The organism is Duganella alba (genome assembly GCF_009674495.1).
GTDB lineage: Bacteria > Pseudomonadota > Gammaproteobacteria > Burkholderiales > Burkholderiaceae_D > Rugamonas > Rugamonas alba.
Map to the genome: position 1 here is coordinate 1 of NZ_WKJN01000023.1, position 12343 is coordinate 12343.

The following is a 12343-nucleotide window of genomic DNA, read 5'->3' on the forward strand; positions in this document are numbered from 1 at the left end:
CCGGCGACGGCGCTGCGACAGGCGACGCATCGTTGCGCGCCATGGCGGCCGCGCCGGCGATGACTGATGGCGGCACCACGCTGGCGTGATTGGCCTGCACGTTGGCCGCTGCGCGCGCTGGCGGCGCACCGGCAGCGGCACGGGCCGAAGCCATCGCCGCCTGGCGCGACACCGCTGGCGCGGCGGCCGGTTGTCCCTCTGCCCCGCCTACGCCGGGGCGAAAGGCCAACATCCGTAGCAAGGTCATCGAGAAACCGGCATATTCATCCGGCGCCAGGCCCAGCTCATTGCGGCCGTGCACGGCGATCTGGTAGTACAGTTGCACCTCTTCCGCGTCAAACGCGGCAGCCAGGCGCACGATGTCCGCATACTCCGGCAAATCGTCCGGCAGCGCGGCCGGCACCGTCTGCGCCAGCGCGATCCGGTGCAGCAAGGTGCCCAGATCCTGCAACGCGCCGTTGTACGACAGGCTGCGCGTCGCCATCTCATCGGCCACGGCCAGCAGATCGGCGCCATCCTGCGCCGCCAGCGCATCGAGCACGCGGATCAGATACGACTGGTCCAGCGCACCCAGCATGCCCTGCACCGCATCCAGCGTCACCGCGCCGGCCGCGTAGGCAATCGCCTGATCAGTCAGCGACAACGCATCGCGCATCGAACCGTGGGCGCCGGTGGCCAGCAAACGCAGCGCCGGATGTTCAAAGGTGATGCCCTCCTGCCCCAGAATATTCTCCAGGTGGCCAATGATATGGCCCGGCGGCATCTGCTTCAGATTGAATTGCAGGCAGCGCGACAGCACCGTCACCGGAATCTTCTGCGGATCGGTGGTCGCCAGAATGAATTTGACGTGCTCCGGCGGTTCCTCCAGCGTCTTCAGCATCGAGTTGAAGGCGTGGTTGGTCAGCATGTGCACCTCATCGATCATATAGACCTTGAAGCGCGCATTGCTCGGCGCGTATACCGCCTGTTCCAGCAACTGTGCCATCTCGTCAACGCCGCGGTTGGACGCCGCATCCATCTCGATATAGTCGACAAAGCGGCCGGCATCGATGGCCGTACACGCCTCGCACACGCCGCACGGCGTGGCGGTGATGCCGCCATTGCCATCCGGGCCGATGCAGTTGAGCGACTTGGCCAGAATCCGCGACAAGGTGGTTTTACCCACGCCGCGCGTGCCGGTGAACAGGTAGGCGTGGTGCAGCCGGCCGCTATGCAACGCATGCGTCAGCGCGCGAACCACGTGCTCCTGGCCGACGAGCGTTTCGAAGTTCCGGGGGCGGTATTTACGGGCGAGGACTTGATAGGACATGCTGGGATTTTACCGTAGATAGCGGGTGCCAAAGCGGCAATTGTAACAAGTCGAGAGTGGATTAGGTAAGTCTGCCATTCCGCCTTACAATTTGTTTTTCTTTTAACATGCTAAAAATGAAAAAACTTGCCCTGCTCCCCGTCCTGTTGCTGTCCCTCACCGCCCACGCCGACGAACGCGAATGGGTGCCGTACAAAAAACTGGTGGAAGAACTGCGCTTCGACAAGTTCTACGCCATTCCGGCCGCCGAGCGCGACAAGATCAACCTCTTCGTCACCATCAAGCCAAATAACAAAAGCTACAAGCCGTCCGACGTGGTGCTGACCGTGGTGCAAGGCAGCGAGCGCCAGCCGTTGCCGCCGCTGTCGCCGGACTACCGCCTGGCGCTTGTGCCCAACGCCAAGTGGATGACCGAGGACACCAAGATCATGACCAGCCTGCCGAAAGGCGAAAAGTCGGCGGTCAGCTACCTGGCCACCACGCCGCTGCCGGAAGGCCTGCAATGGAATTACACGCCGCTGATGAGCAGCGTGGCGCAGATGAACCAGGCGATCAAGAAAATGGCCGGCGCGCTGAGCATGTTCGCGCCCAGCGCCAAGGCGGTGATTTTCAAGTTCGGCCACCCGGCGCAGCTGAAGGTCGGCGGCACGGTCTACAACACCGACGCCGGCAACCAGATCAAGCTGAAGCCGGAAGCGGCCTTGCTGAAAGAGAATCCGCTGATGGTGGCATCGGAACGGCCTATCGAAGCGCAGGTCGATGAATAAAAAAAAGCCATGTGGCCGTGAGACGATCTTGAGCGTCTCAGCACACATGGCTTTTTTAGAATAAGGAGGCGAGCCTGATCTGCGGCACTTATGGTGAATAGCTGTGGCTGCTTCGTTCCCGACCTGACCAGGTTGGCCATGCCACAATGCGCAGGGGCCCGCCAGCAGTCATTATACCTTACAGCCCCAACTCCTGCCAAATTTGATCCACCCGTGTTTTCACCTCGGGCGACATGGTGATCACCGTACCCCACTCGCGCGTGGTTTCGCCCGGCCACTTGTTGGTGGCGTCGATGCCCATCTTGCTGCCCAGGCCGCTTACCGGCGAGGCGAAGTCCAGGTAATCGATTGGCGTGTGGTCCACCAGCGTGGTGTCGCGGGTCGGATCGACGCGGGTCGTGATGGCCCAGATCACCTCGTTCCAGTCGCGGATGTTCACGTCCTCATCCACCACCACGATGAACTTGGTGTACATGAACTGGCGCAGGAAGCTCCACACGCCGAACATCACGCGCTTGGCGTGGCCGGCGTACTGCTTCTTGATCTGCACCACCGCCATGCGGTAGCTGCAGCCTTCGGCCGGCAAATGGAAATCGGTGATCTCGCTGAATTGCTTTTGCAGCAGCGGGATGAAGACCTCGTTCAGCGCCAGGCCCAGCACGGCCGGCTCGTCCGGCGGCTTGCCCGTATAAGTAGAGTGATAGATCGGATCGCGGCGCATGGTGATGCGGTCGATGGTGAACACCGGGAACGAGTCCTGCTCATTATAGTAACCCGTGTGGTCGCCATACGGCCCTTCCAGCGCATGCTCGTAGCCGCTCGGATGATTCTCATCAGGATAGATATGGCCTTCCAGCACAATCTCGGCCGATGCCGGCACGCGCAGCTCGCTGCCGATGGCCTTGACCAGCTCGGTGCGGCTGCCGCGCAGCAGGCCGGCGAACTGGTATTCGGACAGGCTGTCCGGCACCGGCGTCACCGCACCTAATATAGTAGCGGGATCGGCGCCCAGCGCGACGCACACCGGATACGGTTTGCCCTTGCTCTGTATGGCGTGCTCGCGGAAGTCCAGCGCGCCGCCGCGATGCGCCAGCCAGCGCATGATGACCTTGTTCGGACCCAGCACCTGCTGGCGGTAGATGCCCAGATTCTGGCGCTTCTTATTAGGACCCTTGGTAATCACCAGACCCCAGGTAATCAAAGGCGCCACGTCGCCCGGCCAGCAGTGCTGAATCGGCAATTTCGACAAATCGACATCGGCGCCTTCCCACACGATTTCCTGGCACGGCGCGCCGCGCAATTCCTTGGGCGCCATATCCCATACGGCTTTCACCAGCGAGCCGAGGCCCAGCAGGTCCTTGAAATCCTTCGGCGGCTCCGGCTCTTTCAGGCGCGACAGCACGTGGCCGATCTTGCGCAATTCGCTGACATCGCTGGCGCCCATGCCGAGCGCCACGCGGCGCGGCGTGCCGAACAAATTGGTCAGCACCGGCATGCTGTGGCCGGTCGGATTCTGGAACAGCAATGCCGGTCCGCCGGCCCGCAACGTGCGGTCGGATACCTCGGTCATCTCTAAATGCGGCGAAACTGGGGTCAAAATGGGTTTAAGTTCACCCATTCCTTGCAGTTGAGAAATAAAATCTCGCAGATCGGAATATTTCATCGGTTTTTAATATTTTCTTACATTAAAGCGTACTGTTTAAAAATACAGGTCAAGTGGTTGATTTTATTGGTTTTCCACCGAACACAAGGCAAAATTCTAGATTTAAAAGTTATAAAGACGGTTCGCGTTAGTATTGACTTGATATAAAACGCCTCATACAATCCACCCTACTTGAAGAGAGCAGGTCTCCGGACCTCATGCGGACCACACAAAGTCGCGCTCATTCATTCACGGAGTCGGGGCTCCACATGACATTTTAAGGAGTGTTTTCGAAAGGCGTCTGCCTTCCTCCCCGAAAGTAGTTGTATTGCATTCTGGTTGACTCCTGCGGGAGAGATCAGCAATAAGCAAGCAATGATGGCGTTCTCGCGCGCTCTTCTACAGCGGCGACGAACGAGATATTTCTGATGCACGGCATTAGCACCTGTTGAGCTGCGTTTTGACGCTGGCAGGGACCCGCTTTTACGGACATTTCAGGGGAACTTTATGATTAATAGCAATACCGGTGCAATGTTGTTTGCCCGTCTCATGGCTCGCCAGCCAGCCGCGTGGTTCTCCACGACGCGCATTTCGGCAAAGGGTGTGTTGACCACCGCCCAGCATACGTTGACCGTCGTTGGCGTCAGCGCTTTAGTAGTAATGGCAGTAATGTTTGTTCGTCCGGATCTGGCCAAAGCCTTGAGCGACAGCCTGAACCGCACGCCGGAAGCGGAAGTGGCGGTCGTGACCGCGCCGCCGCTGTCGGCCCTGATGGAGGCGCCAGCCGCCAACGCGGCAGCCGCAGCAGCAGCGCCGCTGACGGCCGAAGAAAAGGCCTTGTTGGGCACGCAGAAGCAGCAGCAATGGGTTACCACCTGGCTGTCCAAGCGTTACCGCGTTGCCGGTGACGCCGCCAACATGCTGGTGTCCACCGCCTACCTGACGGCACGTGAGATCAAGCTCGATCCGCTGCTGATCCTGGCGGTGATGTCGATCGAGTCCGGCCTGAATCCGTTCGCGGAAAGCCCGATGGGCGCGCAAGGCCTGATGCAGGTGATGTCGAAAGTGCACCACGAGAAGTTCCAGGACATGGGCGGCCTGCAAGCCGCGCTGAATCCGGTCGCCAACATCCGCGTCGGTTCGCTGATCCTGAAAGATTATGTGACCCGTGGCGGTTCGGTGGAAGCCGGCCTGAAGAGCTATGTGGGCGCCGCTGCCTTTGAAACCGATGAAGGCTACGGTTCGAAGGTGCTGGCCGAGTACAATCGCCTGAAACAGGTTTCGGCTGGCAAGAAAGTGCCTACCATTACTCCGGTGATGGTCGCTTCGCAGCCTAAACCAGCAGCGCCAGTCGCTGTTGCCGAGAAATCGGTGAGCGGTACGCAGATCGCCGGTCTCTGATCCGTTTTCTGCGCCGCAAATAAAAAGCCATGTGGCCGTGCAGCGATCTTGAGCGCTGCAGCACACATGGCTTTTTTTCATTTTGGGCAGTTGCTGACGACGATGCGGCCGTTGTCGCGGAATGGATCTCGGCCACCACTAAAATTGTTCGAGGCGGCGGTATAGCAGACTTCCCGGCCGCCCGGCATGATGAACTTGGTGATGCGACTGCCATCGGCAGCGATCATTTCCACCGTGCGCATTCCGCCGCCGCGATAGGCCTTGCCGATGGCGGTGGCCAGCGCGGTTTCGTCGTTGACCAGCTTGCGGTCGCGCTGGGTCCAGGATTCCTTCAGCGCCAGCTTGTCGGCCGCCGCCGCGCCGGCGATGGCGCGCTGCTTGAGGTCCGGCTCCGGCTTGACCGGCAAAGCGAAGGGATCGGGCGGCAAGGTCGGCGCGGTGATGGCTTGTACCGGCGCAGACTCCGGCGGCGGCAGCGTGATCGGTTTCGGCTCGCTCTGCTGCGGGGACCGTTCCGGCGGCACGGCCTTCGCTACCGTGCGCGCCGGCCGCTCAACGGAGCGCACAACCGGCGCCGGCGGCGGTAAGCGCTTGTGTGGCGCAAGAAGGTAGGTGATGGCCTGGTGCGGCGTCACAGGAGCCGCCAGGGGCCGCTCAGGCGGCCGCCAACACAGAAATGCCAGCACGTGCGCGCCGGCGATCAGTGCCAGCCAGCCGCGCCGACGCCAGCGTGGAGGTTGCAGTTCGATGATGCCGCTCCAAAATTACCTGAAAGGCAATTCTGTGCGGCACTCCCCTGCCCGGTCAATCCACAAATAAAAAAAGCCACCGCACGCTACCGTGGGTGGCTTTTGACAATACCGAACGCGGCTTAGCGCTTCTTCTCGGCAGCCACTTCTTCCGGGCGCAACTGGCCAGCCAGCTTGTCCAGCACGCCGTTGACGTACTTGTGGCCATCGATACCGCCAAACGACTTGGTCAGCTCCACCGCTTCGTTGATGACGACGCGGTAAGGAATTTCCAGATTGTTCTTCAGTTCGTAAGCACCGATCAACAGCACCGCGTGCTCGATCGGCGACAGCTCGTTGATGCCACGGTCCACCAGCGGCGCGAACATCTCGCGCAGCTCGACCGACGAACCGATGGCGCCATTCAGCAGCACGGTGAAGTGCTCGGCGTCGGCCTTGTCGAAGCCGTGCGCGCCGCGGATGTGGTTGACCACCGTGGAGGCGGATTCATTGTTCAGCAGCCACTGGTACAACCCTTGCAGCGCGAACTCGCGGGCGCGATGACGCGGCGTGCGGTTCTTGCTGGGGTTGGCGTGCAAAGTCTTCTCGTTCATTTTCTACCTTCGTGTGTTAATTCTTACTCGTCGTCGCCTTGATCCTGGTTCAGCTCTTCCAGGGCGATGGTCAGATTGGCCATCTCAACGGCCACGCGCGCCGCGTCGGCGCCTTTGACGGCCATGCGCACTTCGGCTTGCTCGTCGTTCTCGGTGGTCAGGATCGCGTTGGCGATCGGGATGCCGTAGTCCAGGCCGATGCGGGTGATGCCCGCGCCCGACTCGTTCGACACCAGCTCGAAGTGGTAGGTTTCGCCACGGATGACGGCGCCCAGCGCGATCAGCGCGTCGAACTGCTGCGACTCGGCCATCTTCTGCAGCACCAGCGGCACTTCCAGCGCGCCCGGCACGGTCACGTGCAGCACGTCTTCATCCGCCACGCCCAGGTGCTTCAGCTCGGCCAGGCAGGCCGACAGCAGGCCGTGGCAGATGTCTTCGTTAAAACGCGCTTGTACCACGCCAATGCGCAGATCTTCGCCGTTCAGATTGGTTTCGTAGCTTCCTACCGTCATGATGGCCTCTTATATATGTTGGTTGAATTAGTTCGGTTTGGCGACGTAGCCGGTCACTTCGAGATCGAAGCCGGTCATCGACGGCATTTTGCGCGGGCTGGCCAGCAGCTGCATCTTGCAGACGCCGACTTCGCGCAGGATTTGCGCGCCGATACCGTAGCTGCGCAGGTCCATGCTGGCGGCGCGGCCTTTCGGACGCGTTTCCGGCTTGCCCAGCGCTTCAAATTGCGAGAAGAACTGCTCGGCGGTCTCTTCGCAGTTCAGCAGCACGATCACGCCGCTGTCGGCAGCCTTGACGGCGGCCAGCGACGACGACAGGTTCCACGAGTGGGTGGTGGCTTCCGACTCCAGCACGTCCAGGATCGATACCGGCTGGTGCACGCGCACCAGGGTTTCCTTGCCCTTCTCGATTTCGCCGTGCACCAGCGCCAGGTGCGCCGAGCCGCTCGGCTTGTCGCGGTAGGCGATCATGCGGAACTCGCCCTGCGCGGTCTTCAGCGGACGCTCGCCCACTTTTTCCACCAGCGATTCGTTGCGGCTGCGGTAGTGGATCAGGTCGGCGATGGTGCCGATCTTCAGGCCGTGTTCCTTGGCGAATTCCAGCAGGTCCGGCAGGCGCGCCATGGTGCCGTCGTCCTTCATGATTTCGCAGATCACCGAGGCCGGCGTCAGGCCGGCCATGGCGGTCAGGTCGCAACCGGCTTCGGTATGGCCTGCGCGCATCAGCACGCCGCCCTTTTGCGCCTTCAGCGGGAAGATGTGGCCCGGCTGGACGATGTCCGATGGCTGCGCATCCTTGGCCACGGCCACCTGGATGGTCTTGGCGCGGTCGGCGGCGGAAATGCCGGTGGTCACGCCTTCAGCCGCTTCGATCGAGACGGTGAAGTTGGTGCCGAACGCGGTGCCGTTCTTGGTCGACATCATCGACAGTTCCAGCTGGTTGCAGCGCTCTTCGGTCAGCGTCAGGCACACCAGGCCGCGCGCGTACTTGACCATGAAATTGATGGCTTCCGGCGTGACGAAGTCCGCCGCGAGCACCAGGTCACCTTCGTTTTCCCGGTCTTCTTCATCGACCAGGATCACCATGCGGCCAGCGCGCAATTCGGCGACGATTTCTTCGGTGCTGGAAATTGACATTTTTAATCCTTCAAGACTATGCGAGAGTATTTCTTAACCCGCTATTTTAAAGGATTTACGCCCGGCCTACCGCAAAAGCCCGCTTTTATCCGCCAAATGACGGACTTTTCGGCCGGGGCACTGGTTTTCTTGCAAATATTTTATTGAAGTCAGCTAAGATGTGCGCCAGCAACGGATTGAATCCAGTTGCTACTTCCTTGCGTATAAGAAATAAAACGCAAGTCAGATAACGGGGATTCACCATGTTCACATATGTACTGCCATGCTGCCTGGCGCTCCTGCTGGCAGGAACGGCGCAGGCGCAAAGCACCCAGCAGATCGCGCAAGGCCAGCGTGTCTGGCAAAAACGCTGCACGGAGTGCCACGCGCTCGACACCGACGAAACCGGCCCGCACCATCGCGGCGTGTTCGGCCGCCGCTCGGGCAGCGTCAAGGGCTACGACTACTCGCGCGCGCTGCGCAAGGCCGACCTGGTCTGGGACGAAACCTCGCTCGACCGCTGGCTGACCGATCCTGAAAAATTCCTGCCCGGCCAAAACATGGACTTCCGCGTGCGCAGCAAGCAGGAGCGCGCCGCGCTGATCGCCTATCTGAAAAGCCTCAGCCCTGCAGCGGCGCAAAACTAGCGTGCAACGACAGGTAGGCCGCGCCGATCACCTTGGCGTCGTCGCCCACTTCGCCGGTCAATAAAGCCGGACGCGCGGCGCCGGCCCAGTTGTAGCGGCCCAGCTCGCTATCTACCAGGTCCAGCAGGGCCGCCAGCAGCGTGCGGTCGCAACGGCCGTCCACCACCACCCCGTCCAGATCGATGAAGCAGGCCGCGCTGCAGATGGCGTAGGCGATGGCGTTGGCCGCTTGCGCCAGCCACGCCTGCGTCAGCGGCAGCCACGGCGTTTGCATGGCGCGGCCGTCGGCCATGGCATCTTCCGCCAGACCGGCGGCGGCGTAGCGCTGCTCCAGCGTCACCAGCGACGCCACGTTCAGCAACTGATCCGGCATGCCGCCGCCGGATGCCGGACGCATCGGCATCGAGCCGACCGCACCGGAATTGCCATGCACGCCGGCATGCGGCCAGCCGTTGATGACCAGGCTGCCGCCGGCCAGCGTATCGACGTAGATGTAGAGGTAGCTGGCAATGCCGCGTCCGCTACCAACCATCAGTTCCGCCACGCAGGCGGCGGCGGTGTCCTTGGCCACGCTGACGGGCAGCGTCGTCAACGCCTGCACGCGCTGGCCGATATCCATGCCGCCCCACTCCGCCGCGTCGACCGGCGGCATGCGCAACAGTTCTTCCCACTCGCCGAAATTGCGCGGCGCCGAAACGCCCACGCCGCACAACCGGCCGGCGGCCTCCGGCCCGAGCGCCGACAGCAGGCGCGCCAGCTGCTGCTCGATCGCACCAAACACCTGGTCGGCGTCCGGACTGGCATAGGCCAGCTCCCAGCGCTCGCGCACCGCGCCCAGCAGATCGACCAGCACCACCTTCAAGGTGCGGCGCCCGATCTGGATACCGATGGCGTAGGCGCCGTCCGGATTCAGCGCGATCGGCTGCGACGGCTGCCCCACCCGGCCGCGCTGCACCTCCAGCTTGCGCACCAGCTGTTCTTCCAGCAAGCGGTTGATGATGACCGACGCGGTTTGCGTGCTCAGTTCCGTCACCCGCGCCAGATCCGCCTTGGCCATGCTGCCATGGCGGCGGACCTCGTGCAGCATGCGGCGTTCATTGGCGCCGAGGCGGCGCAGTGTTGAGATCATGGCAAGAAATGGGAGATGGTTTATTTATGTAGTATAATTCCGCCTTAATTGATAAATCAAGTTGATTTATTAATGCAAACGAAAGGAGAACCATGCAAATTGATTCCAACCTTCTCGGCTTGATTGCCGCTTTCTGCACCACCTTCGCCTTTGTGCCGCAGGTGGTCCTCATCTGGCGCCGCCGCTCCGCGGAAGGCGTGTCGACCGGCATGTACTGCGTCTTTTGCTTCGGCGTCCTGCTGTGGCTGATCTACGGCATCAGCATCCAGGCCTGGCCGATTGCCATCAATAACGGCATCACCCTCGTGCTGGCATGCGCGGTGCTGGTGATGAAATGGAGGTTCCGATGATGAACACGACCCCGCTGTCCAGCGCCACGCTGGACGCCCTGCAACACCATAATCCCGAACTGGCCCTGCCCGGCTATGACCGCAACAAGCTCAAGGCCGGCATCGCCCACATCGGCGTCGGCAATTTCCACCGCGTGCATCAGGCCGCATACATCGACCAGTGCCTGCACATGCCGGGCCATGAAGAATGGGCCATCGTCGGCATCGGCCTGGGCGACAGCGAACAGGCACAGGCCAAAGCGGCCGCCTTTGCCGAGCAGGATGGTTTGTACACGGTGACCGAAACCGGTTCCGACGGCAGCGCCAATGCGCGCGTCATCGGCGCCATGATCGACTACCTGCACGCGCCCGCCGATCCGGAAGCGGTGCTGGAACGCCTGAGCGATCCCGCCATCCGCATCGTCACGCTGACGATTACCGAAGGCGGCTACAACATCAACGAAGCCAATGGCGAGTTCCGCCTGACCGCGCCCGACGTCGCCGCCGAACTGGCCGGCGGCACGCCACGCACCGCGTTTGCCTACATCGTCGAATCGCTGCGCCGCCGGCGCGCCAGCGGCGTGGGCGGCTACACCGTGGTCTCCTGCGACAACCTGCGCCACAACGGCGACACCGCGCGCCTGGCCGTGTTGAGCTACGCGCAGGCCGTGGACGACGAGCTGGCCGACTGGATCGCCGCCGAGGTCACCTTCCCCAACAGCATGGTGGACCGCATCGCGCCCGGTATTCCGGCCGAACAGGCGGAAGCGCTGAACAGCGCCAGCGGCGTTAACGACCAGTTGCCGGCGCTGGCCGAGCCTTACACCCAATGGGTGATCGAAGACCGCTTCAGCGCCGGCCGTCCCGATCTGGCCGCCGCTGGCGTCGAATTGCTGGACGATGTGACGCAGCACGAAGCCATCAAAGGCCGCATGCTGAACGCCTCGCACATGATGCTGGCCTATCCCGGCCTGCTGCTGGGCTACCGCACAGTGCCGGAAGCGATGGCTGACGAAGAACTGCACACGCTGCTGCACAACTTCATGGAACACGACGCCATGCCGTTGCTGGACGTGCCGGAAGGCGTGGTGCTGGACGACTACAAGAACAGTGTGCTGGAACGCTTCAACAATCCGGCCATCGCCGACCAGCTGACGCGCGTGGCGCACGACGGCGCCGCCAAGATTCCGGTGTTCTACACGGCCACCGTCAAGGCGATGCTGAGCCGCGGCTTCAACTGCCGCCGCGTGGCCTTCCTGCTGGCCTGCTTCCGTTTGTATCTGAATGGACTGGATGCGCGCGGCAACCGTTACGAGGTGAACGAGCCGCGCCTGAGCAATGCGGACTGGTCGCTGGTGCGCAACGGACCGCCGTCGGCGATCCTCGACATCAGCGCCTTCCGCGGGCTGAAGCTGACGCAGCACGCCCGCATGGTCACCACCTACAACAGCGTGTGGATGGCGATCACGCGCAGCGGCGTGCGCGCGACCTTGCAGTCGCTGGTGAAGTAATTACTTGCCTGCGGCGCCGACCGACACCATGCGCTCGACGTAGCGGGCGATCAGGTCGATCTCCAGATTGACCTGGGCGCCCACCGTCAGATGCTTGAGGGTGGTCATGGCGATGGTGTGCGGAATCAGGTTGATCGAGAACTGGCACACCAGGTCGGCGCCGGCGCCGATATCGGTCACACGGTTGACGGTCAGCGACACGCCGTTGACCACGATCGAGCCTTTGTAGGCCAGGAACTTGGCCAGGTCGTGCGGCGCTTCCACCACCAGCTCCCACGATTCGCCGACCGGTTCGAACTTGCGCACCACGCCCAGGCCATCGACGTGGCCGGACACCAGGTGGCCGCCGAGGCGCTCGTTGAGCGTCAGCGCTTTTTCCAGGTTCACTTCGGTGGTCGTGTCCAGGCCGACGGTCTTGTTCAGGCTTTCGCGCGAGACGTCGACGCGGAAGTTGGTGGCGTCCTTCTCCACCACCGTCATGCAGGCGCCGTTGATGGCGATCGAGTCGCCCAGGCCGACGTCGGCCAGCGGCAGGCCGCCGGCGTTGATGTCCAGGCGCACGCCTGCGAACGAACCGCCTTCCAGCGGCTTGACGGATTCAATTTTGCCGACAGCGGCGACGATACCAGTAAACATAG

At 62.2% G+C, this 12343-nt stretch carries 13 protein-coding genes and 1 other RNA gene; 5 read left to right on the forward strand and 9 right to left on the reverse strand.

Features of this window, described 5'->3' with window-relative positions:
• A partial coding sequence (dnaX, locus tag GJ695_RS20430; RefSeq protein WP_154367971.1) for a DNA polymerase III subunit gamma/tau occupies positions 1-1309 on the reverse strand: 1309 nt, incomplete at its 3' end.
• A 116-nt stretch (positions 1310-1425) separates the two neighbouring features.
• Here dnaX and GJ695_RS20435 point away from each other — a divergent pair.
• The gene (locus GJ695_RS20435; protein WP_154367973.1) at positions 1426-2076 is read left to right on the forward strand and encodes a hypothetical protein; all 651 of its coding nucleotides are present in this window, start codon (positions 1426-1428) and stop codon (positions 2074-2076) included.
• A gap of 64 nt (positions 2077-2140) precedes the next feature.
• On the opposite strand, the gene ffs is transcribed toward GJ695_RS20435, so the two are convergent.
• An RNA gene (gene ffs, locus GJ695_RS20440) (signal recognition particle sRNA small type) lies at positions 2141-2239 on the reverse strand.
• A 15-nt stretch (positions 2240-2254) separates the two neighbouring features.
• Entirely contained in the window at positions 2255-3739 is a 1485-nt protein-coding gene (gene ubiD, locus GJ695_RS20445) for a 4-hydroxy-3-polyprenylbenzoate decarboxylase (protein WP_154367975.1), read from the reverse strand.
• Positions 3740-4267: 528 nt separating this feature from the next.
• Here ubiD and GJ695_RS20450 point away from each other — a divergent pair.
• Positions 4268-5119 (forward strand): transglycosylase SLT domain-containing protein, encoded by an 852-nt coding sequence (locus GJ695_RS20450; RefSeq protein ID WP_229260601.1) that lies wholly within the window; start codon positions 4268-4270, stop codon positions 5117-5119.
• 77 nt (positions 5120-5196) lie between these two features.
• Here the strand turns inward: GJ695_RS20450 and GJ695_RS20455 are convergent, their stop codons facing one another.
• The 4 genes from GJ695_RS20455 to ribBA all read right to left on the reverse strand — a co-directional run bounded on the left by GJ695_RS20455 (position 5197) and on the right by ribBA (position 8110).
• The gene (locus GJ695_RS20455) at positions 5197-5754 is read right to left on the reverse strand and encodes a hypothetical protein (RefSeq protein ID WP_154367978.1); all 558 of its coding nucleotides are present in this window, start codon (positions 5752-5754) and stop codon (positions 5197-5199) included.
• A 236-nt stretch (positions 5755-5990) separates the two neighbouring features.
• Positions 5991-6461: a transcription antitermination factor NusB gene (gene nusB / locus GJ695_RS20460; RefSeq protein ID WP_154367980.1), complete on the reverse strand. Its 471-nt coding sequence runs from the start codon at positions 6459-6461 to the stop codon at positions 5991-5993.
• 23 nt (positions 6462-6484) lie between these two features.
• Positions 6485-6973: a 6,7-dimethyl-8-ribityllumazine synthase gene (gene ribH / locus GJ695_RS20465; RefSeq protein WP_154367982.1), complete on the reverse strand. Its 489-nt coding sequence runs from the start codon at positions 6971-6973 to the stop codon at positions 6485-6487.
• Positions 6974-7000: 27 nt separating this feature from the next.
• On the reverse strand, positions 7001-8110 hold the full coding sequence (ribBA, locus tag GJ695_RS20470; protein ID WP_154367985.1) for a bifunctional 3,4-dihydroxy-2-butanone-4-phosphate synthase/GTP cyclohydrolase II: 1110 nt from the start codon (positions 8108-8110) through the stop codon (positions 7001-7003).
• 242 nt (positions 8111-8352) lie between these two features.
• Here ribBA and GJ695_RS20475 point away from each other — a divergent pair, with 242 nt between their 5' ends.
• Positions 8353-8736: a c-type cytochrome gene (locus tag GJ695_RS20475; protein WP_154367986.1), complete on the forward strand. Its 384-nt coding sequence runs from the start codon at positions 8353-8355 to the stop codon at positions 8734-8736.
• On the opposite strand, the gene GJ695_RS20480 is transcribed toward GJ695_RS20475, so the two are convergent.
• Positions 8711-9865, reverse strand: coding sequence for an ROK family transcriptional regulator (locus GJ695_RS20480; protein ID WP_154367988.1), 1155 nt, complete (start codon positions 9863-9865; stop codon positions 8711-8713). The two genes, GJ695_RS20475 and GJ695_RS20480, sit on opposite strands and share 26 nt — an antisense overlap.
• Positions 9866-9957: 92 nt before the next feature.
• Here GJ695_RS20480 and GJ695_RS20485 point away from each other — a divergent pair, with 92 nt between their 5' ends.
• Together GJ695_RS20485 and GJ695_RS20490 are read left to right on the forward strand one after the other, a co-directional pair.
• The gene (locus tag GJ695_RS20485) at positions 9958-10215 is read left to right on the forward strand and encodes a SemiSWEET transporter (RefSeq protein WP_154360655.1); all 258 of its coding nucleotides are present in this window, start codon (positions 9958-9960) and stop codon (positions 10213-10215) included.
• Positions 10212-11705, forward strand: a complete 1494-nt coding sequence (locus GJ695_RS20490) for a mannitol dehydrogenase family protein (RefSeq protein WP_229260600.1) — start codon at positions 10212-10214, stop codon at positions 11703-11705. Before GJ695_RS20485 ends, GJ695_RS20490 begins: the two co-directional genes overlap by 4 nt.
• On the opposite strand, the gene GJ695_RS20495 is transcribed toward GJ695_RS20490, so the two are convergent.
• The gene (locus GJ695_RS20495; protein WP_154367993.1) at positions 11706-12341 is read right to left on the reverse strand and encodes a riboflavin synthase; all 636 of its coding nucleotides are present in this window, start codon (positions 12339-12341) and stop codon (positions 11706-11708) included.
• Between the last annotated feature and the right edge of the window lie 2 nt (positions 12342-12343).

Coding starts and splice junctions, on each gene's coding strand:
- GJ695_RS20435 (WP_154367973.1), top strand. CDS start 1,426: ATGAAAAAACTTGCCCTGCTCCCCGTCCTGTTGCTGTCCCTCACCGCC.
- ubiD (WP_154367975.1), bottom strand. CDS start 3,739: ATGAAATATTCCGATCTGCGAGATTTTATTTCTCAACTGCAAGGAATG.
- GJ695_RS20450 (WP_229260601.1), top strand. CDS start 4,268: ATGGCTCGCCAGCCAGCCGCGTGGTTCTCCACGACGCGCATTTCGGCA.
- nusB (WP_154367980.1), bottom strand. CDS start 6,461: ATGAACGAGAAGACTTTGCACGCCAACCCCAGCAAGAACCGCACGCCG.
- ribH (WP_154367982.1), bottom strand. CDS start 6,973: ATGACGGTAGGAAGCTACGAAACCAATCTGAACGGCGAAGATCTGCGC.
- ribBA (WP_154367985.1), bottom strand. CDS start 8,110: ATGTCAATTTCCAGCACCGAAGAAATCGTCGCCGAATTGCGCGCTGGC.
- GJ695_RS20475 (WP_154367986.1), top strand. CDS start 8,353: ATGTTCACATATGTACTGCCATGCTGCCTGGCGCTCCTGCTGGCAGGA.
- GJ695_RS20480 (WP_154367988.1), bottom strand. CDS start 9,865: ATGATCTCAACACTGCGCCGCCTCGGCGCCAATGAACGCCGCATGCTG.
- GJ695_RS20485 (WP_154360655.1), top strand. CDS start 9,958: ATGCAAATTGATTCCAACCTTCTCGGCTTGATTGCCGCTTTCTGCACC.
- GJ695_RS20490 (WP_229260600.1), top strand. CDS start 10,212: ATGATGAACACGACCCCGCTGTCCAGCGCCACGCTGGACGCCCTGCAA.
- GJ695_RS20495 (WP_154367993.1), bottom strand. CDS start 12,341: ATGTTTACTGGTATCGTCGCCGCTGTCGGCAAAATTGAATCCGTCAAG.